The organism is Psychrobacter cryohalolentis K5 (assembly GCF_000013905.1).
In the GTDB taxonomy this organism is placed as follows: domain Bacteria; phylum Pseudomonadota; class Gammaproteobacteria; order Pseudomonadales; family Moraxellaceae; genus Psychrobacter; species Psychrobacter cryohalolentis.
Map to the genome: position 1 here is coordinate 1,399,499 of NC_007969.1, position 25,682 is coordinate 1,425,180.

23 protein-coding genes are annotated in these 25,682 nt (G+C 41.7%); 12 read left to right on the forward strand and 11 right to left on the reverse strand.

What is annotated here, in order from left to right; translation table 11 throughout:
• Window positions 1-133: 133 nt before the first annotated feature.
• Window positions 134-1,063, reverse strand: coding sequence for a LysR substrate-binding domain-containing protein (locus PCRYO_RS05935; RefSeq protein WP_011513490.1), 930 nt, complete (start codon window positions 1,061-1,063; stop codon window positions 134-136).
• A gap of 495 nt (window positions 1,064-1,558) precedes the next feature.
• On the opposite strand from PCRYO_RS05935, the gene PCRYO_RS05940 reads away from it, so the two are divergent.
• The 5 genes from PCRYO_RS05940 to PCRYO_RS05960 all read left to right on the forward strand — a co-directional run bounded on the left by PCRYO_RS05940 (window position 1,559) and on the right by PCRYO_RS05960 (window position 7,839).
• On the forward strand, window positions 1,559-3,220 hold the full coding sequence (locus tag PCRYO_RS05940) for an AmpG family muropeptide MFS transporter (RefSeq protein WP_011513491.1): 1,662 nt from the start codon (window positions 1,559-1,561) through the stop codon (window positions 3,218-3,220).
• A gap of 47 nt (window positions 3,221-3,267) precedes the next feature.
• Window positions 3,268-4,194, forward strand: coding sequence for a peptide chain release factor N(5)-glutamine methyltransferase (gene prmC / locus PCRYO_RS05945; protein ID WP_011513492.1), 927 nt, complete (start codon window positions 3,268-3,270; stop codon window positions 4,192-4,194).
• A gap of 15 nt (window positions 4,195-4,209) precedes the next feature.
• The gene (locus PCRYO_RS05950; RefSeq protein ID WP_011513493.1) at window positions 4,210-5,004 is read left to right on the forward strand and encodes a HesA/MoeB/ThiF family protein; all 795 of its coding nucleotides are present in this window, start codon (window positions 4,210-4,212) and stop codon (window positions 5,002-5,004) included.
• 74 nt (window positions 5,005-5,078) lie between these two features.
• Complete coding sequence (locus PCRYO_RS05955; RefSeq protein ID WP_011513494.1) at window positions 5,079-6,440, forward strand: ABC1 kinase family protein; 1,362 nt, start codon at window positions 5,079-5,081, stop codon at window positions 6,438-6,440.
• 97 nt (window positions 6,441-6,537) lie between these two features.
• Window positions 6,538-7,839 (forward strand): YbfB/YjiJ family MFS transporter, encoded by a 1,302-nt coding sequence (locus PCRYO_RS05960; RefSeq protein ID WP_011513495.1) that lies wholly within the window; start codon window positions 6,538-6,540, stop codon window positions 7,837-7,839.
• A gap of 19 nt (window positions 7,840-7,858) precedes the next feature.
• On the opposite strand, the gene PCRYO_RS05965 is transcribed toward PCRYO_RS05960, so the two are convergent.
• Complete coding sequence (locus PCRYO_RS05965) at window positions 7,859-8,347, reverse strand: Lrp/AsnC family transcriptional regulator (RefSeq protein WP_011513496.1); 489 nt, start codon at window positions 8,345-8,347, stop codon at window positions 7,859-7,861.
• 217 nt (window positions 8,348-8,564) lie between these two features.
• Here PCRYO_RS05965 and leuA point away from each other — a divergent pair, with 217 nt between their 5' ends.
• Both leuA and PCRYO_RS05975 read left to right on the forward strand, forming a co-directional pair.
• Window positions 8,565-10,349 carry a 2-isopropylmalate synthase gene (leuA, locus tag PCRYO_RS05970; RefSeq protein ID WP_011513497.1) on the forward strand — a complete coding sequence of 595 codons (1,785 nt, stop codon included), beginning with the start codon at window positions 8,565-8,567 and terminating at the stop codon, window positions 10,347-10,349.
• A gap of 278 nt (window positions 10,350-10,627) precedes the next feature.
• Window positions 10,628-11,242 carry a hypothetical protein gene (locus PCRYO_RS05975; RefSeq protein WP_011513498.1) on the forward strand — a complete coding sequence of 205 codons (615 nt, stop codon included), beginning with the start codon at window positions 10,628-10,630 and terminating at the stop codon, window positions 11,240-11,242.
• 136 nt (window positions 11,243-11,378) lie between these two features.
• Here the strand turns inward: PCRYO_RS05975 and accC are convergent, their stop codons facing one another.
• From accC to PCRYO_RS05995, 4 genes are all read right to left on the reverse strand, one after another.
• On the reverse strand, window positions 11,379-12,740 hold the full coding sequence (gene accC, locus PCRYO_RS05980; RefSeq protein WP_011513499.1) for an acetyl-CoA carboxylase biotin carboxylase subunit: 1,362 nt from the start codon (window positions 12,738-12,740) through the stop codon (window positions 11,379-11,381).
• Window positions 12,741-12,944: 204 nt separating this feature from the next.
• On the reverse strand, window positions 12,945-13,376 hold the full coding sequence (gene accB, locus PCRYO_RS05985; RefSeq protein WP_011513500.1) for an acetyl-CoA carboxylase biotin carboxyl carrier protein: 432 nt from the start codon (window positions 13,374-13,376) through the stop codon (window positions 12,945-12,947).
• A 261-nt stretch (window positions 13,377-13,637) separates the two neighbouring features.
• Entirely contained in the window at window positions 13,638-15,005 is a 1,368-nt protein-coding gene (locus PCRYO_RS05990) for an MATE family efflux transporter (protein ID WP_011513501.1), read from the reverse strand.
• A gap of 380 nt (window positions 15,006-15,385) precedes the next feature.
• A complete protein-coding gene (locus PCRYO_RS05995; RefSeq protein ID WP_011513502.1) occupies window positions 15,386-15,883 on the reverse strand; it encodes an EVE domain-containing protein in 498 nt (165 codons plus the stop codon).
• A 229-nt stretch (window positions 15,884-16,112) separates the two neighbouring features.
• Between PCRYO_RS05995 and hemW the strand changes: the two genes are divergently transcribed.
• Window positions 16,113-17,438: a radical SAM family heme chaperone HemW gene (hemW, locus tag PCRYO_RS06000; protein WP_011513503.1), complete on the forward strand. Its 1,326-nt coding sequence runs from the start codon at window positions 16,113-16,115 to the stop codon at window positions 17,436-17,438.
• A 96-nt stretch (window positions 17,439-17,534) separates the two neighbouring features.
• Here the strand turns inward: hemW and PCRYO_RS06005 are convergent, their stop codons facing one another.
• The gene (locus PCRYO_RS06005; RefSeq protein ID WP_011280495.1) at window positions 17,535-17,675 is read right to left on the reverse strand and encodes an entericidin A/B family lipoprotein; all 141 of its coding nucleotides are present in this window, start codon (window positions 17,673-17,675) and stop codon (window positions 17,535-17,537) included.
• 261 nt (window positions 17,676-17,936) lie between these two features.
• Here PCRYO_RS06005 and PCRYO_RS06010 point away from each other — a divergent pair, with 261 nt between their 5' ends.
• Window positions 17,937-18,497, forward strand: a complete 561-nt coding sequence (locus PCRYO_RS06010) for a tRNA (cytidine(34)-2'-O)-methyltransferase (protein ID WP_011513504.1) — start codon at window positions 17,937-17,939, stop codon at window positions 18,495-18,497.
• A gap of 71 nt (window positions 18,498-18,568) precedes the next feature.
• Here the strand turns inward: PCRYO_RS06010 and PCRYO_RS06015 are convergent, their stop codons facing one another.
• The 4 genes from PCRYO_RS06015 to tusD form a co-directional block, all read right to left on the reverse strand.
• Window positions 18,569-18,892, reverse strand: coding sequence for a TusE/DsrC/DsvC family sulfur relay protein (locus tag PCRYO_RS06015; RefSeq protein WP_041753477.1), 324 nt, complete (start codon window positions 18,890-18,892; stop codon window positions 18,569-18,571).
• 44 nt (window positions 18,893-18,936) lie between these two features.
• On the reverse strand, window positions 18,937-19,275 hold the full coding sequence (locus PCRYO_RS06020; RefSeq protein ID WP_011513506.1) for a hypothetical protein: 339 nt from the start codon (window positions 19,273-19,275) through the stop codon (window positions 18,937-18,939).
• A gap of 75 nt (window positions 19,276-19,350) precedes the next feature.
• Window positions 19,351-19,674 carry a hypothetical protein gene (locus PCRYO_RS06025; RefSeq protein WP_011513507.1) on the reverse strand — a complete coding sequence of 108 codons (324 nt, stop codon included), beginning with the start codon at window positions 19,672-19,674 and terminating at the stop codon, window positions 19,351-19,353.
• Between the two features lie 69 nt (window positions 19,675-19,743).
• Window positions 19,744-20,175: a sulfurtransferase complex subunit TusD gene (gene tusD, locus PCRYO_RS06030; RefSeq protein WP_011513508.1), complete on the reverse strand. Its 432-nt coding sequence runs from the start codon at window positions 20,173-20,175 to the stop codon at window positions 19,744-19,746.
• Window positions 20,176-20,596: 421 nt separating this feature from the next.
• On the opposite strand from tusD, the gene glnE reads away from it, so the two are divergent.
• From glnE to PCRYO_RS06045, 3 genes are all read left to right on the forward strand, one after another.
• The gene (gene glnE / locus PCRYO_RS06035; protein WP_011513509.1) at window positions 20,597-23,452 is read left to right on the forward strand and encodes a bifunctional [glutamate--ammonia ligase]-adenylyl-L-tyrosine phosphorylase/[glutamate--ammonia-ligase] adenylyltransferase; all 2,856 of its coding nucleotides are present in this window, start codon (window positions 20,597-20,599) and stop codon (window positions 23,450-23,452) included.
• A 264-nt stretch (window positions 23,453-23,716) separates the two neighbouring features.
• Window positions 23,717-24,646: a branched-chain amino acid transaminase gene (locus PCRYO_RS06040; RefSeq protein WP_011513510.1), complete on the forward strand. Its 930-nt coding sequence runs from the start codon at window positions 23,717-23,719 to the stop codon at window positions 24,644-24,646.
• Window positions 24,647-24,941: 295 nt separating this feature from the next.
• Window positions 24,942-25,667 carry a glycosyltransferase gene (locus PCRYO_RS06045; protein ID WP_226939339.1) on the forward strand — a complete coding sequence of 242 codons (726 nt, stop codon included), beginning with the start codon at window positions 24,942-24,944 and terminating at the stop codon, window positions 25,665-25,667.
• The last annotated feature ends 15 nt before the right edge of the window (window positions 25,668-25,682 follow it).

Consider the following 25,682-nt stretch of genomic DNA (forward strand, 5'->3'; position numbering starts at 1 on the left):
CGCTACTGGTATAAATTTTTCTTGCTTGCTGTGCCTGCGCAGACAGAGGCGGCGCAAAACTTATACCAGTAGCACTGTGTTTGATTGATAGTGGATTGACTATAGCTACACGTATTAGTGAAAACAGCAGTCATTACTGACTGAACTGTTTTTGACACAGCTCCATAAACGCCCGTCCATACTGGCGGATTTCTGCATCATCACGTACTGCCATCCAACTGGTAAAACGTCCAAAATGGTCGACTGGAATGGCGGTTAGATTCTGATAATGACTTGGCTCAAATGCCATTTCTGCAATAATACCAATCCCTAAGCCAAGTCCAACATAGGTACTAATCACATCAGCATCAAGTGCTGCCAATACGATATCTGGCTCAAGACCGGCATCGCTAAAAGTCTTGTCAATGGCGCCGCGTCCCGTAAAACCACCGTGATAAGTTACGATTGGATAGCTGGCGAGAGTTGGTAAATCGATAGATTCTAGTCCTGCCAATTCATGATCGCTTGGCACGATGACACGATGCGTCCAGTCGTAATAACGATAGCAGCGCAGATAGTTGTTATGTAGCAAGGACTCGGTTGCAATACCAATATCGGCCTGCCCACGTATCACCATCTGTGCGATGGTTTCAGGATCTGCCTGTTGTAGAATGAGATTAACCTTAGGAAAACGCTCTTTAAATTCTTTCACGACTTCTGGTAAGACATAACGTGCCTGAGTATGAGTCGTGGCAATTGTCAATGTACCGACATTTGGATTGTTAAAGTCGAGGCTGAGGTTTTCAATCGTACGGATTTCGGTAAAGATAGACTCAATATGCGGCATGAGCGCCGTACCCATTGTCGTAAGCCCCGTTAAACGTTTGCCTTGGCGCACGAACACTTCGGTTTTGAGCTGATTCTCAAGTGCTGCGATATGCTTTGAAAGACTTGATTGGCTGGTATGCAGTACCGTCGCCGCCTGACTTAAATTATAGCCATTGATTACGGTATGCCACACTGTCTCCAACTGTTTGAGTTGAATTTGCAGATGCCGCTGATTGACCACTACGTCGATTGCCATAAGTTAATCCCATTATATAAAGAGTCAGTCGTCTTTATAAAAGTTAAAACGCCCAAAAAACATAACAAGCGTGTAGTGTAAATCAAAGCTATTATTCTTGTATATAATAAATAGGTATCTATTTATACATATATGGAATATAGGAAAATCGCTTGGATAGTACGCTAGATAGAAATATAGTAGTAGTAAACCAAAAAATTATAGCTTAATTTATATTTAAGAAAGATTAAGATACATGTACTTACTAAGGCAAGCTATAGAGTATATCCGATATGCTCAATCAAGTAGTTAGTGGAAAAACATCTAGTCAATTTAAGCATTCTCAAGTACCATTATTCAATTTTGCAGCAAATATCATTTTCTTTGTACAGAGCTAGGCAATTTTTTGTCCTTTTTTATCCTGATAGTCTCGATGTCACACTGCCAGTAGATAAAATTTTTGGATAAAAAGTAGCGCACTGTCGTATTTTTTGTCTAAATTTTTGGTGAGTCGTTATGTCTGCTGTCCAACCTATTCCGCCCAATTCTACTATTGCCAAGAAGTCACTTAGCGAATCTTTGCAAGCTTATCTTGATCGGCGTTCACTTATCATGCTGTTCTTGGGCTTTGTCGCTGGCATTCCTATCTTACTAATTTTCTCTAGCTTATCATTATGGCTGCGTGAAGCAGGGATTGATCGTAGCGTAGTAACGATGTTTAGCTGGGCGGCGCTTGGTTATGCCTTTAAGTTTATCTGGGCACCACTAATTGATGCGGTGCCATTGCCAATATTAACCAAGCTCTTAGGTCGCAGGCGCAGCTGGATTTTGGTCTCGCAGATTATGATTATTGCCGCTATTTGTATTATGGCGAGTGTCAATCCAGCGAATGAAGGCAGTCTAGTCCTGATGGCAGTAGGTGCAGTACTACTTGGCTTTTCATCAGCGACACAAGACATTGTTATTGATGCCTATCGCATCGAATTGGCACCACCAAGCCTACAAGCGGTCTTGTCTGCCATGTATGTGACCGGTTACCGTATCGGGATGATTGTCGCTGGTGCTGGGGCATTATATTTAGCCGATTACTTTGGTTCTACCGAGAGCTTTTATAGCTATGAGGCGTGGCGCAATACCTACTGGATTATGGCAGCGGTTATGGGCATTGGGGTTATTACCACCTTGGTGATTCATGAGCCGATTAGACAACAAGTGGTCGTTGAACGTAAAACGTCAGAATATACCCGTCTAGTATTAGTATTCGCTATATCAGTCATAGGTTTTGTACTGGTATTTGCTAATGCGGGCTTGGTCTTACCTGAGACAGAAAGTGTGTTCGCAGGCTTCTTAATCGAAGTAGTGCGTATGGTATCGAGTTTGGCAGCGGCTTTGATTATCGGTTACAGCTTAGTAAAAGCCAATCTTGTGGAGCAAGAGTTTGCTAAGACCACATGGATTGAGCCTATTGCTGACTTTTTCCGCCGTTACGGTAAAAAGGCGTTATTGTTATTGGCGCTGATTGGTCTTTATCGTATCTCAGATATTGTTGCCGGGGTTATCTCTAACGTCTTCTATCAAGACATGGCATTCACTAAAGTTGATATTGCCAACGCCGTTAAATTGGTTGGCGTTGTCATGGCGATTGCTGGTGGTTTCTTAGGTGGTTTATTAGCACAAAAGATGCGTATCATGCGCGCAATGATGGTTGGAGCAGTCCTTGCCTGCGTGACCAACTTGTTATTTATTCTGCTGACATACCATCCTGGGAGCTTGCCGTATATGTATTTGGCAGTAATCCTTGATAACCTTGCAGCTGGTCTTGCTAGTGCCGTATTTATTGCCTTTTTATCTGCATTAACATCTATTCGATTTACTGCCGTCCAGTATTCAATATTTTCATCACTAATGACATTATTACCAAAAGTGGTGGGTGGTTATTCAGGCACTATCGTTGATAGCACCAGTTATCCCTTCTTCTTTATGTTTACTTTTCTAATTGGTATTCCTATTTTAGCGCTGATTTATTATGTTGATAAATATATCGTCATTGGTGACAATGATGATATTTACGGCGATGGCAGTGACGATAGTAATAGTGGCAGTAATAAAGGTGTTGAGTTAACCAAAGCCAATCCTAATTTAACCAATACTAATGAGCCACCGCGCGCATCAGAGTAGGTTAGAGGTTATAAAAATAAAGCAGATATAATTATTAAGAGTCATTTATGACAGCGCAAAAAGCAGCAGACGTAACAGTATGGCAAATCAAGCAGCAAGCGATACAAATGGCGGAAGAATTATCTGTTTCGCCATTTTGGATAACAGATTGGCTGTTATATATCATTGATAAACCTGCGCTATTTTTAATAACGGATGATAGCTATCAGCTAAGTGATGTTGAGGTTGAGCGATTTAATGTTGGTGTGACCAAAATGCAGCAAGGTACACCATTGGCTTATTTAACGGGTATACAGGCATTTTGGTCGCTTGATTTTGCCGTTAATGAACATACCTTAATTCCCAGACCCGATACTGAAGTTTTGGTTGAGCAAGTACTACATTGGATAAATACTGCCAATGAAGAGTTTGTGCCTAATGCTGCTAACAATAAGCGTCTGCTTGATCTGGGCACGGGTTCTGGTTGCATTGCCATCAGTCTTGCTCACGAGTTAAAGCTGGCTCGCAAATTGGAACCAGTAAGCTGGCAAGTCGTTGCTGTTGATTTCTCGCTAGAGGCGCTAAAAATTGCTCAGCATAATGCGGTTAGTAATGCTGTAGATATCGAGTTTGTCCATAGTAGCTGGTATGATGCACTCTCTACTCAGGATGAACATTTATTCGATGTGATTGTCTCAAATCCGCCCTATATTGATGAGGCGGATGAGCATTTAGCAGGTTTATTAGCAGAGCCAATTAGTGCTTTGAGCGCCCCTAATCATGGTTTGGCTGATATCGAACATATTGTCCATCATGCGCCGCAGTATCTAAAAGTAGGCGGGCTACTAGCGATTGAGCATGGCTTTGATCAAGGGCATGCTGCACGCCAGTTATTTGCGGACAATCACTTCGATAATATACAAACGATTAAAGATTTTGGTGGGAACGATAGAGTGACGCTTGGGCAGTTTAATAAAAATAAGCGGCAATATTGAGTACTGGTAATCCATATGAGTAATGTAGAAACAGAAATATTGTTAGATGATGAGCTGCTGCGTTATGCGCGTCAAATATTACTTGATGGCTGGGATATTGATGCTCAGCTACGACTAAAATCATCACGTGTCGTCATGATAGGCGCAGGTGGGCTAGGTTGCCCAGCTTCTGAAACCTTAGTGCGTGCAGGACTTGGGCATATTCACCTAATTGATGACGATGACATTGAAGCCAGTAATTTACAGCGTCAAACATTGTTTTTACCGGAGGATATTGGTAAACCTAAAGCTATAACTGCTGCGCAAATGTTGATGCGTATCAATCCTTTAATCACAGCGCGCGGTACGATAGCGCGTTTGAGTGAAGACAATGCTTATGAGTTACTTGATATGGCGTGCGGTACGCCAGACCTATTGTTAGACTGTACAGATAATTTTGCTACCCGTGACATCATAAATCGTATTAGTGTGCGCTATCAGATTCCATTATTATCGGCATCTGCTATTGCAATGCAAGGGCAACTGGCACTGTTTGAGCCAGATCTAAATACCGGCTGCTATCACTGCGTGTTTGGTTCGGTAGTACTGGATGCCGAGGCGGATGAACGTACGTGTGCCAATTCTGGGGTGCTTGCCAGCACTACAGCTATCATGGGTAATCTACAAGCCAATGCTGCTTTGCAATATCTAGGATTAACCAAAAATCCACTGACAAACAAACTGCTGATATGGGATGGTAGTCGGATGCAGCAACGCTTGATGGGATATCGAAAAGAGTCAGAATGTCCTGTCTGTAATAGCCTTTCCTAATTTTAATTAATGATTTTTTACCAATTATAATCGCCGATTCTCAAATATCCTTCTTATGACCACAGTTGTCTTTTATGAAAATTCATCGTCCGCATTTATTAAAACATACCTTTAATGTCGTTAATCGTGTTCGTCAAACAGCAAGTGTCGCTGGTTTATCAGCGCTTAGAGTGGCGAAGGGCGAAAAGCCTGATGCCATGCTGTTAAAAGAAACTTTTGAACAACTGGGTACGACTTATATCAAAATTGGGCAGTTTATTGCCAGTACGCCGTCATTATTTCCGCGCGAATATGTGCAAGCCTTTCAAAGCTGTTTGGATCAAACCACGCCATTGTCTTATGCTTATATCGAGCAAGTATTAACAGAAGAGCTAGCTGTTAATGGACTCACACTTGAAGAGACGTTTGCCTATATTGACTCAAAACCACTGGCTTCCGCTTCTATCGCTCAAGTCCACGCAGCGCGTTTGCATAATGGTGATGAAGTTGTATTAAAGGTGCAAAAACCTGGCGTCGAAACCATTATGCAGACGGATTTGGGTGTATTGCATGGCGTGACAAAGCTGGTTGAATTGTTGATGCCTTCAATGAGATTTGCCAGCATTGCGCCGATTATTGATGAGATTCGTTTGCGTATGCTTGCGGAGACAGACTTTATCGCTGAGGCACAAAATATTCGTGACTTTCAGCAGTTTTTGGCAGTATCAGGCAATACACGCGTGGTGGCACCAAAAGTCTATGAGGCGTACACTACCAAGCGTGTGTTGACCATGAGCCGCTTATACGGTGTCTCTATGGTAGATGAAACTTTGATGCGTCAATATTGTACTGATCCTGCCCAAGTGATGGCAGATACGCTCAATACTTGGTTTGCAAGCCTGATGCTGTGTAATAGTTTCCATGCGGATTTGCATGCGGGTAATTTAATGCTATTAACTGATGGACGTATCGGATTTTTAGATTTTGGTATTGTCGGTAAATTGAAGGCTGAAAGCTGGCGCGCTTGCATGGGAATGATGCAAGCCATGCAGGATAATGATTATTATGCGATGGCACGCCATATGATAGATATGGAGATGACACATGGTGGTAATCAGGTTGATGTGGTGGCATTGGGTGATGATTTGCAGCGTATGATGAAGACCATCATGGCAGAGGACAAAGCCTTTACCAGTGGTGTGCCTTTTAATACGAAAGAGCAGGCGGATGAGCTGAATACAATGATGCTGGAGATAGTTGAGGTCGGTAAGCGTCATGGTATTCATTTTCCGCGTGATTTTGCTTTATTGACCAAGCAGATGCTCTATTTTGACCGCTTTATGCGTACGCTTGCACCTGATATGGATATGTTTAGTGATCAGCGCGTGCAGATGTTGGGGCAAGCAGAGAAAAATGAGCAAGAAAATCGTCCAACACTCAATGTTTCGTGGGATTAAATACTATATTCAATGCTGTTCTAATACTCGTTCATAATTGTTGTTTACTACTTTAACACAAAGGATTGTGTGCTTTTTGCCACAAAATGGCCCTGTCATGATGACTGCTCTCAAAAGCCGTGCTGTTATTACTATCACCAATGAAACAGCTGTTGCGTTGATTGGTATGTACTGTATGGCGGTGGTGATGGGGTTTGGACGCTTTTTATTTACAGCCACTTTACCTGATATTATGCTGCAATTGTCGCTATCCACGACCATTGCAGGTTGGCTCGCTTCAATCAACTATATTGGCTATTTTATTGGCGCGCTTATCGCGATGTTTGTGCCGCAGCGTTTAACATGGCACATGTTAATATTATGGACAATAGTTAGTGTCATTACTACCATGCTGTTGGTTGTGCCAAATATGTCATTAAATCTATGGTATGGCATTCGGCTGATATCAGGTATCGCAAGTGGTGTGGCGATGATTTTAAGCTCATCTTTGGTCATTCAAAGCTTCAGTCTTGAGCGCCGTTCAGTGCTATCGGCAGTGCACTATGCAGGTATCGGCGTCGGTATCAGTGCCTCCGCAATACTGACGTGGTGGTTACTGACGCTTGGCTACCATTTCGACGTGATTTGGCTGATCGCTGGAATGATTAGCTTACCTGTTTTATGGTTGCTGTATGGCATACGTCCATCTGCTATGGTTACTTTATCTGGTTCAACATCATCAAATCCAACATCAGTAAGCTCAGAAAAACCCCAGAGTAATCATTATTCCTCGCTATATCAAACCTATATTAATTTTAAGCGGTCTTTATACGAGGCGCTAGCAGGTCATAGCAAGCCCATTGCGTTATTGTTGACCAGTTATGTGCTGGCAGGCTTTGGTTATATTACATCGGCGACTTTTTTGCCGGTAATGGCAGCTCAGCGCTTGACCACTCAAAATTCTGCTGGACTGTCTATTTGGCTGGTGGTAGGTATTTTTGCCATGCTCTCAAACCCGATTTGGGGTGCTCTTGCCAAGCGTATTGGTGAAGTCAAAACCTTAATGGGCTTGACGTTATTGCAAGCGTTTGGCATGTATTTGCCCATAGGGTTTGATGGCGCTATTGGTTTATATGCTAATGCCATGATTTTAGGATTAACCTTTGTGGGTATGGTCTCTATGACCTTGACGATTATTAAAAACATAAATCCCATCTATTCAAATCTGCTGATAGGACTGGCGACATTAGCCTATGCAATAGGGCAGTTCATCGGACCATTGGTAACGGTAGCGCTGGCGGGAGAGAATGATAATTTTAATGCAGGGTTGTTGGTAGCGGCTATAGGACTGCTGATAGGACTGGTTTTGGTATTCTTTTTCTGGCGTCAAACGAACCGACTGCAAAAAATAATCATGTAAGCGAATCACTTTAGTATGATTAAACCATACTGCGGCTGAATACTTCTCGCAGCTCAAAGCTGGTATGGACTTGTGCCACGCCTTCGATACGATTTAACCGATGCAATAAAAATTCCTCATAGTGAGCCATATCCCGTACGCGTACTTTAATCAGGTAGTCCTCGGAGCGACCAGTGACGATACTACAGCTGATGACTTCATCGAAGCTTTTAACCTTGCGCTCAAACTGCTCAAAACGGTCGGCCGTGTGACGGTCCATACTGATAGCAATGAAAACTGCCAAGGGATAGCCAAGTTTTTGGGCATCGGTTTGAGTATGATAACCGGTGATAACGTCACTATCTTCTAAGCGCTTAATACGGCGCGCACAAGGGGTTGCCGAGAGATTAACGCGCTCAGCAAGCTCAGTAATGCTCATACGTGCATCGGTCTGTAATAAGCGCAATAAGCGTTTATCTGTGTCATCAATATCTGCAATTAACAGCTGATTAGAATGAGCATGTTGCATAATAAGTATTTTTATTAGTGGATTATGCCAATTATAGCGATTTATTTATCGTATTTCACTAATATAAGGTAAATATACTTATTATAAAGCCGATATTCACCTTATAAACTTTGTTATTATAATGGCATAAGTTCGTATTATCTCGTATGATAAAGCAGGATTTTGGCATTGATTGCCTCACTAAAAATACCAACCTAATGCCATCTAAGGATTGATTATGTCTGACCAAGCAACACGCCCTGTAGCGCCTGCCGCTGCAAAGAGCACACCAAAAAAAGCCGCTTTCGATTTCCGTAAATATCGCCCTTTTGCATTTGCGCCACTGTTGCCAGATCGCACATGGCCGAGCAAAACGCTAGAGAAATCACCGATATGGGCAAGTGTGGATCTGCGTGATGGCAATCAGGCATTGATTGATCCGATGACTATTGAACAAAAAATGCGTTTTTTTGAAACCTTGATAGATGTGGGTTTTAAAGAAATTGAAATAGGTTTTCCCTCAGCGGCACAAGTCGAGTTTGATTTTGCTCGTAAATTGATTGAAGAAAATCATGTGCCTGATGACGTGACTTTGCAGGTATTGGTGCAGGCACGTGAGCATTTGATTGCTCGAACTTTTGAATCCTTAAAAGGCGCAAAGCGTGCCATCGTTCATGTTTATAACTCAACTTGCCGTATTCAGCGCGAAAAAGTATATGCTAAAGATAAAGCTGAAATCAAAGAGATAGCTGTCACTGGTGCTAAATTATTGGTTGAATATGCTGCTAAATATCCAGAAACAGAATGGGTATTCCAGTATTCACCTGAGAGCTTTAGCCAAACTGAGACTGAATATGCAGTTGAAGTCTGTGATGCCGTTTGTGATGTTTGGCGACCCGAGAACGGTCAAGAGGTAATCTTAAACTTACCTGCGACGGTTGAGGCGTCAATGCCCAATGTATTCGCTGATCAAGTCGAGTATTTTTGTCGTAATCTTGCCAAGCGTGAGCATGTGACTATTAGCTTGCATACGCATAATGACCGAGGCTGTGCGGTGGCGGCGGCTGAGCTTGGTGTGCTTGCTGGCGCAGATCGTATCGAGGGCACCTTACTTGGTAATGGCGAGCGTACCGGCAATATGGATATCATGGTCATGGCGATGAATCTGTTTAGCCAAGGTATCGATCCTGAGCTTGATTTTAGTAACATGAGTGAGATTGTACAAGTCGTTAGCGAATGCAATAACTTGCCTCTGCATCCACGTCATCCCTATGTAGGTGAGCTTGTATTTACTGCCTTTAGCGGCTCGCACCAAGACGCGATCAAGAAATGCCTCGACTATAATGAGAAGCATGTGGAGAAGACAGAAAACGTTTGGGATGTGGCATATTTACCAATTGATCCTGCACATATTGGTCGCAGCTATCAGGATGTGGTGCGCATCAATAGCCAATCTGGTAAAGGCGGTGTGGCTTATATCTTGCAGCGCAACTATGGCTTCAATTTACCACGTTGGATGCAAATTGACTTTAGTGGTGTGGTACAAAAACAAGCTGAAACCACGGCTCGTGAATTGCAGAATGATGAAATCTTACAGACCTTTGAAGACACTTATTTACAGCAAGGCAGTTTTGAGCTGTTAGATTATACGGTCAATAATAAAGGCGGCGAAGTCTACTTTAACGGTCAAGTTCAGATGAATGGCGATACCATCACTATAGATGGTGATGGTAATGGGCCGTTATCTTCGTTTATCGATGGATTGGCGCAGCATACAGGCAAATCAATCCATGTCATTAACTACGCTGAGCATGCAATCAATCCGCAGCATAATAGCGGTGATGGTATCAATGATGATAACAACAGAGACAATAAGACAAATGCCAATGCTGCTGCTTATATACAGCTAAATGTAGATGGTGAAGTTTATTCAGGCATCGGCACTTGTAGCAGCACGGTATCAGCCATGCTAAAGGGCGCATTGTCAGCCTTTGCTCAAGCAGTTAGTATCGCTGCTGTTTAATAACCAAGTACTTAAGAATTTAAATATTTAGGCATATAAGTTTACATTTCTATAAGTATAACGTCATGGCTCATTGCGATAAGCAAATCAGAGCCATGGCGTTATTTTTTATGTTTGAAACTATGTCTGAACCTCAGTAATTAGAGATCTTATTGAAGTGCTTACCACTGAGAGGTTAAAGCCTAATAGCATAATGTTACTTGTGTTTTCGGTGACTAAGACTTACGCTAATGTACATAGCATTCATTATTATAATAGTATAAATAACAAGGTTAATTATGGAACCTCTCTCATTTGCTTCATTTTCATTAGCTGCTATTTTGGCATCATTGCCAGTAAATGGCGAAGCAGTTAGTAAGCCGACCATTACCACACATATTAGTCCTGCGATTGCTGGACAGTGGGAGATTGATTTAAATAGTAGTATCACGATGACCAAAGAAGCTGAGGCGCGGCAAGCAGCGTCAAAAGACAGGAGTCAGATTAAAAGTAACGAACCTAAAGTCGACGCCGGTGCAGGACTATTGACACAAAACGAAAAACGTCTTATTAATATTCAAACTGATACCAGCAAAAAACTCATTGCATCAGCAAAGAAATCTGCTCAGTGCCGTGAGCTTTACAATTTTGCTGCTGATAATGAAATGTGGTCAGTCAGTGGCAAAGAGTGGACTTATGGACGTTATTTGATTACGCACCGTGAGGAGGGGCTACCTATCATTGCTATTAAAACCGTTTACGATAACAATGAAGTAGATTGCTCCGGTAGCCAGATAGATCAGAGCAATGAGGCGTTGATTGCCTTTTTAAATCATGATGGCAATCAAATGCAGTGGTGTGCTGATCCTGATGGCAAAGAGTGCTTTATGAATTTTAATAGAATTCTGCCATAGTAATGGTTTTTCAGTGACTTTGCTTTAGCTTTAATTACAATCATCAATAAAAAAACCGCTATCTGCATGGATAGCGGTTTTTTTAATGAGAAAAAATCTTGATAATAAAGATATTTGATATCAATATTTAATCAGTTCACAAGTTAGATTTTTCTTTATTAGCAGTTAACAACTCTCTTTCAAGATAATGAATATTCTGTGCTTCATGAACAAAATTATCATCTGATAAAATTACATCACGATGCATCGGGATATTTGTTTTGATACCTTCGATAACCAACTCATCAAGTGCCTGTAGCGTTTTCGAAATCGCTTGCTGACGGGTTTGACCATGACAGATAAGCTTACCAATCAAAGAGTCATAGTAACTTGGAATCTCATAGCCAGGATATAGATGTGAGTCAAAGCGGATACCAGCCCCACTAGGTGAATACAGCTGAGTAACCGTACCAGGTGATGGCATAAAGGTCACTGGATCTTCAGCATTGATGCGACATTCAATCGCATGACCTTGAATTTCAATCTCACTTTGGCGATACGATAGACCGTAGCCTGCTGCGATTTTTAACTGTTCAACGACCACATCAATGCCTGTAATCATCTCAGTAATAGTATGCTCAACTTGTACGCGAGTGTTCATCTCAATAAAGAAATATTCATTATTTTCAAATAAAAACTCAAAAGTACCAGCACCGCGGTATTTGACCAGCTTACAAGCTTTTACACAAGCATCTAAGATAGGCTGACGTACATCATCAGGAATATCAGGGGCAGGGGCTTCTTCTAAAACTTTTTGATGACGACGCTGCAATGAGCAATCTCTGTCATATAAATGAATGGCATTACCATTACCATCGCCAAGTACTTGTATCTCTACATGTCGCGGGTTTTGGAGATAACGTTCCATATAAACCGTGTCATCACCAAACCATAGCTCAGCTTCTTGCTTAGCCGCTTGCACTTGACCGATAATTTCTTCAAAGCGCTCAACCACACGCATACCACGACCACCGCCACCCGCTGCCGCTTTAATCAACAAGGGAAAACCGATATTGCGTGCTTGCTCTTCAGCATTGTGTAGCGTCACAGCACCTACTGAACCAGGTACTGTCGGCACACCCGCTTTTTTCATGGCATTGATCGCGGAAACCTTGTTTCCCATCAGACGAATATGATCTGCAGTAGGGCCTACAAAGGTTAATCCAGCTTCTTCAATACGTTCAGCAAATTCAGCATTTTCAGCCAAAAAACCATAACCGGGGTGAATGGCATCAGCGCCAGTAATCTCAGCAGCAGTCAAGATAGTATTGATATTTAGATAGCTTTGATTGGCATTAGGCTTGCCGATACAAATGGCTTCATCAACAAAGCGTAAGTGCATCAAATTGGCATCAGCCGTAGAGTAAACTCCAACGGTTTGAATACCAAGGGCTTTACAAGCGCGAACGATACGTAGAGCAATCTCACCTCTATTGGCGATGAGCAGTTTTTTTATCATGGGATCATCCTTATTGAAGCGGCGTTTTTTAATGGAGTCACTATATTCAGCAATATCAAAACTTATTATTAAGCCTAGTGATTATCTAACTTTAAAATCTTTAAGCTTAGATATGATTAAACTAAAATAGCCTAAGCATAAGTTGATATTGCCTGATAAATAGCACGCTCTCCATCAGAACGAAGTAAAGGTTGGCAAATCTGATTACGCTTTATAGCGTACGATAGGCTGACCAAACTGTACCACTTCAGAATTAGTGACCAAGATCTCATCAATAACACCACTTTGAGTCGCCTCAAGAGGATTCATAATTTTCATCGCTTCAATGATGCCGAGCGTATCACCAGCTTGCACTTTTTGTCCAACCTTTATAAATGGTGGATCATTAGGACTAGGGGCTGAGTAATAAACGCCAACCATAGGTGACGTCTCAACACTACCTGCTTTCATCGCAGGCTGCGATTCAGTAGTATGAGGTGTAGCAGCACCAGCAGTAGGTGCAGCCATCATCGTTGGCGCCGGTGCATCATAGTGACGAGTCAAACTGATATGCTCGTCATCTGAGCTGATTTCCAAATTAACCAGTTCGCTTTCTTCCATGAGTGCAATGAGGGTGCGTATTTTTTCAATATCCATAATTGTATTTTTGCCTTGTAACAAATTCGAGAAAAATAGTGTAACTAAATATTGTGTAGATAATTGCTAATGATACCTATATTCACGGCAATGAGCAATCGATGTACAGTTGTTAACTGAGTTTTTTTACATATTATGACGTAAGCGCTCGTTTGAGTAAGAAATGCTCAAGAATTTATCATAGTCTATGTGACTTGCGAGCGCCAGTGATGATTATTACAGATAACATTTAGATAAACTTGTGTAAACCTAGTCTTATTGTTATCCCCACATTGCCAGCAATCTCTTTTGTTGGTATCGCAAACGTATGGTAAGTAAAATAGACGATAAAAATAACCCTGTAATTAAAGCCATCCAAAAACCTTGCGCCCCAATATCAGTAAAGCGTACTAGATAAATACCAAGCGGTAGTGCCACTATCCAGTAGCAAAATAGGGTAACCCACATCGGTATTGTAGTATCTTGCATGCCCCGTAATATACCCGCGACATTAACTTGCCAGCCATCAAATAGCTGATAAGCAAGCGCAAAGATGAGCAAATGCATGGCTTGAGCTCGTACGACAGGATTGTCAGTGAATGCCGCTGCCAATTGTGGTCTAAATAGCCAAACACCAATCATACAGGCAAATGCAATAAGTACCGTCCATATAAGACCGGTTGCTTGTACTTGACGCAGTGCCATTAGGTTTTTTTCACCAAAGCGGTTGGATACCATAATGGTCAGTGCCATCGCGACCGAAATTGGGATCATAAACAACTGCGAGGTCACTGATAAGGCGACTTGGTGCGATGCGGTTGCCAGCTCACCCAATGGACTAATCACCAGTGCGCCTAAGCTAAATAGACTGGCTTCAAAAAAGATAGAGACGCCAATCGGAATACCAAGCTTGAGAAGTTTTTTTATCTGTGCCCGATTTGGGCTGGCAAAGGCATAAAAAAAGCGCGTACTGGCAAATTGCTGACGCTTAGTAAAGCTGGTATAAGCGGCTAATAATAAGACGTTAATCCACAAAACGATAGCAGTTGCTACCCCGCAACCAGCGCCACCCATCTCAGGCATGCCAAATAAGCCATGGATAAAAATATAGTTAAGCGGGATATCTGCAAGCAGCCCTATGATACTAATAACTGTCACAGGCTCTGGTCGACCAAGCGCTTCACAGTAACTACGCAGCACCGCATAAACGGCAATTGCAGGGAAGCCAAATGATACGCCATGCAAATACTGAGTTGCTATCGGTTGTATATTTTCAGGAACACCCATGAGGGCAAGCACATTGGGTGCTAGGTTAACAATGATAAAACCAAGGATACCAATGACACCAGCCGTCCATAATGACTGCTGCGTGATATGTGGTACTTTATCGAGTTGGTTTTGACCAATGGCTTCACCGATCAGAGGCGTAGTCGCAATCAAAATACCTGTTGCTAATAAAAATAATGGTAGCCAAATACCTGAGCCGACAGCGACAGCAGCCAAATCAAGTGCCGAAACTTGACCTGCCATAATGGCATCGACAACACCAAGCGCTGCTTGACAAAACTGGGTGATTAAGATGGGCAGCGCGAGTATACCTAAGCGTAAACTGTAACTTTTAAAATCTACAAAAGACAACGGGAAAACCATAATGAGCAACTTTTATTCTTTACAATAATTATTTTTGATAAACAAATTTTACTAATGAATAAACACAGCCATCAATAAATCAATAGCGAGACAGTAAAATAGGAGGTGTGCGACGATAATACTCCGATAAATAATATGAGCAAGTCCATTTTTAATAAGACTAGGCATGCAGAGTGAAAAAAGAATCACTGATGCTAAAATAAAAATAACCCGTCAATTCAAGTGATGAAGTAACAGGTCATAAGTTAATAGAATGGTAAAGAAGTCAGGCTATAATGTAAATATTTTAGAAAAGTTTGATGAAGGTCGTATTTATAGGTGTATTAAGCCCCTAATAGAAGAATTAAACATCAATTTTGGTGCTTGTAAGCCAGAATTATTCATTCAATAGAGTCGGTATCTTCTGACAGTAAATTAAGATTTCCTGCAATATCCATGATTGCATACCAGTGTTTAGGCTCAAGCGGTATGATGGTCAATTGTTCACAGCCTTTTCTCAGTAATAATGAGTTCTCGAGCGTGGGCAGAAACTTTAGCTCTGACAGTGGTAATATATTGTTAAAAGCTTGATTGAAAGTCAAATCAACCATATACCATCGCGGATTCTCTGCGGTGGCTTTCGGGTCGTAATGCCGGTGTTCAGGATGAAATTGAGTAATATCAGGATAGCCAGCTTGACTAATAGTCACGATACCAGCAACGCCAGAGGGTTTAGCACTAGAGTGGTAAAAAAACGCCTTGTCACCTACTTGCATATCATCACGCATAAAATTGCGGGCTCGGTAGTTACGCACGCCATCCCACATCTCTGTTCCTGCACCTTCTAAGTCTTTTATACTAAAACAGCTTGGATTAGATTTTATAAGCCAATATGCCATAGTTTTTATCCTTTTTATATAGTTGGTTATTTATAATTATTTTATATAATAATGGTGATTCTTAGTTATTTTGCCTATAACTAAGAATTTTTAACATGAGCCTTTGTCATTGTTTTTGTTATCGATAGAATTTTCTTGAAGTTGGGCTTTTTTTTACTGTGCTTAGCCGTTATCCTAGCGGTATTTTCTGCTATTGATGGCAGTTACCTATTTATAGATAAGTCCGCTTATGTCAAATATCAAACCTAATCAACTGTTTCAGCAAGCAAAGCCTTTTCATGATGGTCATTCGAATGCAGTAGAAGTGACAGACATTCCATTGGCGTTATACATCCATATCCCGTGGTGTGTCAAAAAATGCCCTTACTGTGATTTTAATTCACATGAGCTACCAGTTGATAGTCAGCTGTCCATGTATGATGAATATGTCGATGCATTATTGCAAGATGCTGCGATGCAGCAGGTATTGACCCAAGGACGTGAGATTAGCTCCATATTTATCGGCGGTGGTACGCCGTCGTTGTTGCCCATTGCTCAATACCAGCGCTTGTTTGATGGTTTACGGAAATATTATCAATTTTCTAGCGACATCGAAATCACTATGGAGGCAAATCCAGGCACCCTTGAGCATGCGCCATTTGCTGAGTATTTAGAGGTGGGTATTAATCGCCTATCGATAGGTGTGCAGAGCTTTTCTGCTGAACAATTAACCACGCTTGGACGTATTCATAATCCTACTCAAGCGCTATCTGCAATTAAAGCAGCTCGAGAAGCTGGATTTGAGCGCGTAAACGTGGATTTGATGCATGGACTACCAGAGCAAACCATGAGCGAGGCGTTAGACGATATTCAAATGGCACACGATGCTGGTGCGACCCATATCTCATGGTATCAGCTGACCATTGAGCCAAATACCGTATTCTATCGCAGTCAGCCAATTTTACCCAATGAGGATCGCTTGGCAGATATAGAAGAATCTGGTCAGACATTATTACAGAATTTAGGCTATTGCAATTATGAGGTATCAGCATGGTCTGGGGCAGGGGATAAGCCTTGTCAACATAACGTCAACTACTGGCAGTTTGGTGACTATTTGGCCATTGGGGCGGGTGCTCATGGAAAAGTCACTATTGGACAAGATATGATCGGACAAGATATCGGCAATGAGATGGCGACTGACATATGGAGTATTGATAGCGAAAATACTCAATCAGGTATCTATCGCTTTAGTAAATCCCGTATGCCAAAAAGTTATATAGAATATGAAGAAGCTCATGTCCAAGATGGGGCATCAATATCAGCGCCAAAAATGGTTGGCTGGCAAGCGATTGATGAAGAGGAGTTGGTTAGTGAGTTTATGCTTAATGCCTTACGTTTGCATGGTGGCGTAGCATGGTCGTTATTTGAAGCACGTACGGGGCTAAGTTATGACAGCATTGCAATACAAGTTGCTACATTAATCGAGCAAGGTCTATTGATAGATCATCCGGAACAGTTGCAACCGACAGAACTTGGTAAAAGGTATCTCAATCAAATATTAAGAGCATTTTTATAGCGAAGTATGCTCGTTAAGTGTTCAGAACTTAAGCTTAATAAAAAAGGGCTTATCACATAGATGATAAGCCCTTTAAACAACCTAAATATTTAAAGCTTAGATTTTGTTTTGTACTTCTTGTGCAGTACCGCTTACAGCACTACCAGCGCTTGATACGTCTTGGCCTAGACCTTTAAAAGTGTTACAACCAGTTAATACAAACATAGCAGCCAAAGATGCGATAACTAATTTTTTCATGGTATATTCCTCAAAAAAGACAGATACAGATAAGTAGTGTAGTAACAGTGAAACTTGATGTTGATCCTAAGTTACACTGCAAGATGATAACAGACGATGACAATATTTTTATATTATCCCCTTGTCCGTTACAGCCATCATAATCAAAGTTAAAATACGTGCCCAGTATCAAAATGTAATTATTGGCAGTAAACTGTAACTTTTAATTACCTTTGCCATATAAGTCAGAAAAATAACCCTAATGCTAATGACGGAGAGAGTATGACCATTCATATCGTGCTGGTAGCGCCAAAAATGCCCAGTAACACGGGCAATATCATTCGTCTGTGTGCCAATAGTGGGGCGCAGCTGCATTTAGTCAAACCATTAGGGTTTGAGCTGGATGATAAAAAATTGCGCCGTGCAGGATTAGATTATCATGAGTATGCCCATCTGCAAGTACACGACAATTGGTCAATAGCAAAGCAAGCATTGCAGGATGCTGACTGTCATACCATTACGGCATTGACCACCAAGTTAAGTAAGCCTTTTTATGATTATGATTTTGGTGGACAAGAGACTGCAGAGTCGGGCAGTGATTTTTCTGGAAATAATGTGGCCATGGTTTTTGGCTCAGAAACAGCGGGACTGGCAGATGATATACGTGAAGATATTGGCGCTGATAACTGGCTACGATTGCCGATGCTAGCAGATTCACGCAGTTTGAATCTGTCGAACAGCGTGGCAATATGTTTATATGAGGTATGGCGACAACAAGGATTTGGCGGTGATGAAGGTCGTAGTATCGGCTATGAGACACTCATCGTCTACGACCCAAAGTAGTACTTTTATTATAAAAATGCTCATAAAAAAGGCAGATAAATAAAGAATTTATCTGTCTTTTTTATGAGCATTTATAAGCAATTCGGCGGTTTGGGTAGCCCAGCGAGGCGATTGACATGGCGGGCGACCAGACCTGTGTTAAATAGCTGCTGTAGCTTTTGATTGCTGATGTCATCATCAGGTAAAGTCTGCTGTAGCCATTTTATTAGTGGGCGCGTGGCAGGTGCGTGATTGAATTTTACAAAAAAAGCTCGTACTTGCTGTAACACTGCCAAGCGCTCAGTATCTAAGACGATATCCAAGGTATTAGCTAGCTGCTGTGCAATATCGGGCGTCCAGATAGTGTGGTCACGTAAATGCCCATCCTGATCTAATGCTACATCGTCTAATGCCATATTTATTGAGGTCAGAGAGGATGTAGACGAGTTAATAGACATACTCATAAGGCAATCGTCACGACTTTATCAAAGCGGCTGTCTTGGGTCATTGCTACCCATTCTGCATCGCTTAAAATACCAGTGAGCTTTGCCGCTAGATTAAGCTTCGCTGCGGTGTTTTCATGCAACTTTGCCACATCGTCGGCAAGCGCGTAAATACCAGCAATGGTTTCTATTTCCATATTCTCGATATCGCCCAAATACGCATTGAACCAATCTATAAATGCGACGGTTGTACCAAATAAAAGGATGCTATCGCCTGCCTGCCATGACAACGCCATTTGTTCCGTAGTGCGTCTGAGCGTATCCATACTGCTATGTAATTGATATAAAGTTGCCATACTCGTGTCCGATTGCTTGCTATAGGTTTGAAACAATAAAATTTTACATCAGCTTTGCTATTTATAGCTTTAAGATTAAAAAGTGAGAATTTGCTCAAATACTTGTAAATTTACTTCTTCTGGAATCAAGACTAACTGCGTTGCCAAGTCCGTCGGTAGCATGCCAGCTATCCAGCCACTAAAAACATCGTCAGGTAGCCACGCTGGCGGCATGTCATAAAGCTCAAGCGCTTGAATCATACCTTGCAAGCGTGAGTTTGGCTGCATTAAAAATCCAAAGACGGGCGCATCCAAATACAGCTGCACTTCGTGCCCAAAGGTTGCCAACGTCAAGGCCAGCGCACAGCCTTCATAGCTTGCCATTTCAGTGGGCGTATGCAGCCGAATGAGTAATTTCATGAGGTTTTCCTAATCTTGTTTGTCGCTACCTATTAGTATCAAACTGAATTTTTATTTCCATCATTTTTATTAGAATTGTAGTAAGCGACAGTCGCCTTGCATCATCATAGCAAGCTCACTCAGACCTACTAGCTTAAAACCTGTCGCTAGATTTTCTGTCTCTAACTGATGGCGGCTGCTGTTGTCCGTATCACTAATACCGCGACTGAGTGCCGTACTGACGCATACTGGCAGTACAAGATTATACTGTGCTGCCATTGCCTGCCACTCTTGGGTAATATTTGATTGATCGGCTGATTGCCACCTTAAACGATTGGCAGTATGTGCTGCATCTGCATAAAAGAAGATGTTTAATACAGAGTTTTCATGATCCGCGCTATTAGGCGCATTATCGGCTAAAGAGGCGTTTTGTAGATAAGCGCGCGCATAGCGTAATGCCATATATGCAAGTGGATGGCTTGGGTCAGCGGTAATCAAAAGTAGAGGCGTTGAGAGTGTCATAATGGCGGTATCACATAGTATTAATAAGCATTGAATAAATGAGTATTGAAAAAGAACTGAGACCTTGTGGCTGTATATTGTATCATCATTCAGTGCTTTTTCATTTTTTGCAAGTATAGTCAATTCTAAATAAAACAGATACGTTATGTTCCAACGTAGTACTGGTATAAATTTTTCTGGCGTGCTGTGCCTACGCCGACAGAGGCTGCGTAAAATTCATCCCAGTCCTACTGTAGCGCTTTAATACTGAATTCGCTATATGCTTGCTCTTGGCAGCGCATTACTTTATTTATGTTACTATAAAAGCATGGTGTTTCACTGATCTATAGTAGTTGTGACCGTTCCGTAAGAAAAAACAATAAACTTATTCGCCCAGTTCACGTAGGCTTATGGCTCTATGCTGCAATGAGGTAACATCATTATGCTATCTACCACTCCAAATGGTAACGGCTATCAGCCCACATCAGAACAGCTACAAGTATTGCAAACTGCCAGTGAGTTTGCTTATCAAATTTGGCAAAGTCGCACGGGCGCCTGCCAGACGTTTTTACGCAGTTATCCTTTAGACACGACCTTAACGCGCCAACAGATTGATGACCTGATACAAGATTATACCTTGGACGAAAACTATCAGCTTGGCCATGAAACCAAAGTGATGAGTGGTTTACGCAATTTGCGTATGCTACTGATGATGCGTTGGGTATGGCAAGACGCGTTGGCAGTGATTGAGCTTGAGCAATTGACCGACGAGTTGTCCGAATTCGCTGATGGTTGTATTTTATTTGCGAAAAACTATACCTATCAGCAGTTGGTGACTCAATATGGTCAGCCTACCTTTATTAATGAGAAAGGCAATGCGCAAGTCGATGATATGGCGATTATGGCAATGGGCAAGCTTGGCGCTCATGAGCTGAATTTATCGAGTGATATTGACCTGATTTTTATCCATCAAGCGCGCGGTGAAACTGATGGGGATAAAACCAAAGGCACACGCAGTATCGACAATAAACGTTTTATGACGCGCCTTGGTCAAGGTATTATTAAGCTGCTTGATAATAATACAGCAGATGGTTTTGTGTTTCGGGTAGATATGCGCCTGCGCCCATGGGGCGATGGTAGTGATTTAGCGATTCATCTATCGGCGTTGCAAAAGTACTTTTCTCAGCATGGGCGGGCATGGGAACGATTTGCTTGGTTAAAAGCCCGTGTGGTTGGACACATAGAGCGACCATTCTATGACGACATTCAAGCACTTATTAAGCCGTTTGTCTTTCGATATTACGTCGATTATAGTGCTTTTTCGGCATTACGAGAGATGAAGTCTCTGATCCAAAATCAAGTCGCCCAGCGTGAAGATTTGGATAATATCAAACTCGGTGCTGGTGGTATTCGAGATATCGAGTTTATCGTTCAAGCTTTCCAGTTGATTTATGGCGGACGGCATCCGCAGCTACAGGTCAAATCTTGTTTGAAGGCAATGCAGGCGCTGTATGAGCTTAAGTATTTAGAAGAAACTACTTATCAAGAACTGCAGAGTGCTTATCGGTTTTTACGCCGGCTTGAGCACGGTATTCAAGCAATCAATGACCAGCAAACCCAGCGTCTTCCTCATGATGTGCATTGGCAGCACAATCTTGCGCTCACGCTTGGGTTTGAAGACTGGGCTGCATTATTAAATACGCTTAATTATCATCGATATCATGTCAATGTGCCGTTTGAGCGTATGGTTACTGAAAGGCAAGTGCCGGATCACGATGATGAGCTAGAACCTGCTAACTTGGATGAGCAAGTGGCTCGTTTAAATGACGTGTTGACGGAAGAGAATCATAGCCAATTACAAAATTTTTGGCAGTCAAAAATGGTTGCCAATTTAAGCGATGAGGCTCGCGAACGCTTGGACGGAGCGTATCCAGTCATTGTGCATGCGCTACTTGCTCATCAAGATCAGCAGCAACTGGCGAATACCGCATTGCCGCGCTTGATTGCCTTGCTTGAAGCGATTTGTCGTCGTTCTATCTACTTAGTCATGATTGCAGAGAATCCAAACGCCACGGTTGAGTTGATCCCGATGCTGTCTGCTAGCCCTTGGATTGCCAAAGAGCTGGCACAGTATCCAGTGTTATTAGATACATTTTTACAGCAACGCTATCGGCATTTGCCAGACAAACTTGAGCTGCGTGATATCTTGCGTCAGCAGTTATTGAGAGTAGAGCCTAATGACGAAGAAAAGCTGCTTAGCGTATTACGATTATTTAAAAAGAATCAAGTATTAGCGGTTGCCGCCAGTGATGTGTTGGCTGAACGTCCAATCATGAAGGTGTCGGATTCTTTAACATACATTGCCGAGGTGGTATTAGAAGCGGCGCTTGAGCGCGCTTTTGCTGAAATTGTGAAACGTTATGGTTATCCTATCGGTCAAGATGGCGATCCGGTGACCGAAGCAGATTGCGGCTTTGCGATTATAGGCTACGGTAAGCTTGGTGGTCTTGAGTTGTCTTATTCATCAGATTTAGATTTGGTGTTTTTGCATAAAATAAAAGAGCAGGGTATGACCACGGGTGAAAATTCGGTCAGTGGCATGAAGTTTGCGGCACGCTTGGCGCAAAAGCTCATGACCTATCTTAATACTCAAACCCGTGATGGCCGTGCTTATGAGGTGGATATGCGCCTGCGTCCCTCCGGCAATGCTGGCATGATGGTGGTGTCTTGTCATGCGTTTGAAACCTATCAGCTTGAAAAAGCTTGGTCATGGGAGCATCAAGCGCTGGTACGGGCGCGTGCAATCTGCGGTGATAAACGCGTCACAGCCCGTTTTTGTGATATTCGCCGTACGGTCTTAGCATTACCGCGCACAATTGAGGAAGTACGTATCGAAGTGACAAGTATGCGTATCAAAATGCAAAAGCATCTGGGTACGAGCCAATGGCAACAGCAAGCGGGTAAGTTTCATCTTAAACAAGATGCAGGCGGTGTCATTGATATCGAGTTTTTGGCACAATTTGCCGTACTGGCCTATTCGCATGAGCATCCAACCTTGACCAAATGGAGCGATAACGTCCGTATCTTTGAAGAGATGGCGACACTAGGTATTTGGGAGAGTGAGATCTGTCAAGATTTGACGGATGCTTATTTGCGCATAAGGGCTGCAACGCATCAATTGGCACTATCCGAGCAGTCATTACTGGTCGATGAATCGCTTTGGACTGAAACCCGTGCACTCGTGCAGGCGCAGTGGCAGCATTTGATGGGTGTTGAATCGACAGAATCGCGGTATTAAAACGGCTGTGCTGAATGAAAGGACAGTGTTAAGACAGTCTTGGCACTGATATTTAACGCCATATAAATAAAGGCACTGCAGTAATGAACTAAAATAGTTCATTTGCTTGGCGTGCTGGTGATATAATCATTTGCGCATTAAATTTGCACATGATATTCGTGCATTAAAACAGACACTCAGTGTCATTATAAAATTTTAATTAAAACATTTACTTAACACTCAACAAAAAAAGTTAGACGTTAGCGCTAGCATAAGGATTATTAGATGAATATGGCAACAAAGGAAGGCAAGCTTTGGATGAATGGCACGATGATTGAACAGCCAGATGCCAAAATTCATGTGCTTACGCACAGCATGCATTATGGTATCGCAGTCTTTGAAGGCGTCCGTGCCTATCAAACCGCTGATAACCGTACCGCGATTTTCCGCTTAAAAGAACATACTGAGCGTCTGCTAGGTTCGGCAAAGATTTTCCAAATGGATGTGCCTTTTGATGCAGCAACACTTGAGCAAGCACACAAAGATGTGGTCAAGCAGAACAATCTAGCAGAAGCTTATATCCGCCCGCTGATTTGGTTCGGTGCCGAAAAACTGGGTCTATCATCACGTGATAATAGCGTTAATGCCATGGTAGCTGCTTGGCATTGGGGCGCGTACCTTGGTGAAGAAGGTATCAAAAACGGTATTCGTGTAAAAACGTCATCATATACCCATCATTTGCCAAACGTGACCATGTGTAAAGCAAAAGCCTCAAGTAACTATCCTGTATCTATCATGGCAAACCAAGAAGTGACCCGTAACGGCTATGACGAAGCCATCTTGATGGATCCACAAGGCTATGTCTGCCAAGGCGCTGGCGAGAACTTATTTTTAGTTAAAGATGGTGTATTGCATACCCCTGATTTAGCAGGCGGGGCACTTGACGGTATCACGCGTCGAACTATTGTCCAATTTGCTGAAGATTTGGGCATTAAAGTTGTTGAGCGCCGTATCACTCGTGATGAGTTTTACTTAGCGGATGAAATATTTATGACAGGTACCGCTGCTGAAGTCACGCCTATTCGTGAATACGATGATCGTACTATCGGTAATGGTGGTCGCGGACCCTTGACTGAAAAGCTGCAAACCTTGTACTTTGATGTGGTCCATGGTCGCAATGAGCAGTATATGGATTGGTTAAGTTTTATTGACTGACATCAAGTTTGTTTGAATTAATAAAAAGGGGCTGAATATACTCATTTAGTTCCTTTTTATATTTTCTATAAACTTAAATTATATTTAAATTAAAAATATCACAGTGGTGCTATTCAATATTACATTGAATTTTTAACTATCAGATGTCAATCTTTCTACTAATCTTTATGCTTAACAGCTAATAAAAAATCTGATTCTATTAAGAAAAATTAAAGATTAATATTTTTTATCTGTAATTATTTTTATTAAAAAGCATTGATTATAAATATATTAGTAAGAATATAGTGGAGATTAATTGGCAAGTTTTATCTTATCATCCGGAACAAATAATATGAGTCATCTACAAAATATTACTTTATGTTTAACCATTGGTAAACGTCCTTATGAACTTCGCCAGACTTTAGAAAGTTTGTTATCTAAGTTGCAATTTCCTAATATTATTGCTATCAATGATTTTGGTGATGAGGAGTCTAACAATGTTTTTCATGAGCTATGTCCACATGGTAAATTAATTGATTTGGGATATAACTTAGGTCACCACAAAGCTATAGATTATATGTATGAAAGAGTTGAAACTCCTTATGTTTTACATTGTGAAGATGATTGGGTGTTCGATAGTACTCCCAATTTAGAAGGTATCATTAACTTTTTGCAAAGTGATCAAAAGATTACGATGGTATGCTTACGCAAAATATCTGATATGGAATTCAGTGAGATTCAAAATAGCCTAATAATAAACCGTCAATCTTCATTTGTAGACACTGTGGAGGTTCATCATATTCATGATCAATGGTATGGTTATTCGTTTAATCCGCACATTGCATCTTTAGATAATTGGAAAAAGTTGAAACCGTTTTCCCAATATAAAAAAGAACGACATATTTCACGAAGTTATCGTAGATTAAATTGCCATTTAGTTTATTTGCAACAGGGAAGCTGCGAGCATATAGGTTTTAATAGCGTGGCTAACCCTGAACCACTTACTTGGCTTCATAAGCTAAAAAACAAAATATCTGGCTAGTTTAGTAAATTCAAC

What these genes read in the sequence shown, in the direction of transcription:
- PCRYO_RS05935 (WP_011513490.1), bottom strand. Translation starts at nt 1,063, where the DNA reads ATGGCAATCGACGTAGTGGTCAATCAGCGGCATCTGCAAATTCAACTC.
- PCRYO_RS05940 (WP_011513491.1), top strand. Translation starts at nt 1,559, where the DNA reads ATGTCTGCTGTCCAACCTATTCCGCCCAATTCTACTATTGCCAAGAAG.
- prmC (WP_011513492.1), top strand. Translation starts at nt 3,268, where the DNA reads ATGACAGCGCAAAAAGCAGCAGACGTAACAGTATGGCAAATCAAGCAG.
- PCRYO_RS05950 (WP_011513493.1), top strand. Translation starts at nt 4,210, where the DNA reads ATGAGTAATGTAGAAACAGAAATATTGTTAGATGATGAGCTGCTGCGT.
- PCRYO_RS05955 (WP_011513494.1), top strand. Translation starts at nt 5,079, where the DNA reads ATGAAAATTCATCGTCCGCATTTATTAAAACATACCTTTAATGTCGTT.
- PCRYO_RS05960 (WP_011513495.1), top strand. Translation starts at nt 6,538, where the DNA reads ATGATGACTGCTCTCAAAAGCCGTGCTGTTATTACTATCACCAATGAA.
- PCRYO_RS05965 (WP_011513496.1), bottom strand. Translation starts at nt 8,347, where the DNA reads ATGCAACATGCTCATTCTAATCAGCTGTTAATTGCAGATATTGATGAC.
- leuA (WP_011513497.1), top strand. Translation starts at nt 8,565, where the DNA reads ATGTCTGACCAAGCAACACGCCCTGTAGCGCCTGCCGCTGCAAAGAGC.
- PCRYO_RS05975 (WP_011513498.1), top strand. Translation starts at nt 10,628, where the DNA reads ATGGAACCTCTCTCATTTGCTTCATTTTCATTAGCTGCTATTTTGGCA.
- accC (WP_011513499.1), bottom strand. Translation starts at nt 12,740, where the DNA reads ATGATAAAAAAACTGCTCATCGCCAATAGAGGTGAGATTGCTCTACGT.
- accB (WP_011513500.1), bottom strand. Translation starts at nt 13,376, where the DNA reads ATGGATATTGAAAAAATACGCACCCTCATTGCACTCATGGAAGAAAGC.
- PCRYO_RS05990 (WP_011513501.1), bottom strand. Translation starts at nt 15,005, where the DNA reads ATGGTTTTCCCGTTGTCTTTTGTAGATTTTAAAAGTTACAGTTTACGC.
- PCRYO_RS05995 (WP_011513502.1), bottom strand. Translation starts at nt 15,883, where the DNA reads ATGGCATATTGGCTTATAAAATCTAATCCAAGCTGTTTTAGTATAAAA.
- hemW (WP_011513503.1), top strand. Translation starts at nt 16,113, where the DNA reads ATGTCAAATATCAAACCTAATCAACTGTTTCAGCAAGCAAAGCCTTTT.
- PCRYO_RS06005 (WP_011280495.1), bottom strand. Translation starts at nt 17,675, where the DNA reads ATGAAAAAATTAGTTATCGCATCTTTGGCTGCTATGTTTGTATTAACT.
- PCRYO_RS06010 (WP_011513504.1), top strand. Translation starts at nt 17,937, where the DNA reads ATGACCATTCATATCGTGCTGGTAGCGCCAAAAATGCCCAGTAACACG.
- PCRYO_RS06015 (WP_041753477.1), bottom strand. Translation starts at nt 18,892, where the DNA reads ATGGCATTAGACGATGTAGCATTAGATCAGGATGGGCATTTACGTGAC.
- PCRYO_RS06020 (WP_011513506.1), bottom strand. Translation starts at nt 19,275, where the DNA reads ATGGCAACTTTATATCAATTACATAGCAGTATGGATACGCTCAGACGC.
- PCRYO_RS06025 (WP_011513507.1), bottom strand. Translation starts at nt 19,674, where the DNA reads ATGAAATTACTCATTCGGCTGCATACGCCCACTGAAATGGCAAGCTAT.
- tusD (WP_011513508.1), bottom strand. Translation starts at nt 20,175, where the DNA reads ATGACACTCTCAACGCCTCTACTTTTGATTACCGCTGACCCAAGCCAT.
- glnE (WP_011513509.1), top strand. Translation starts at nt 20,597, where the DNA reads ATGCTATCTACCACTCCAAATGGTAACGGCTATCAGCCCACATCAGAA.
- PCRYO_RS06040 (WP_011513510.1), top strand. Translation starts at nt 23,717, where the DNA reads ATGAATATGGCAACAAAGGAAGGCAAGCTTTGGATGAATGGCACGATG.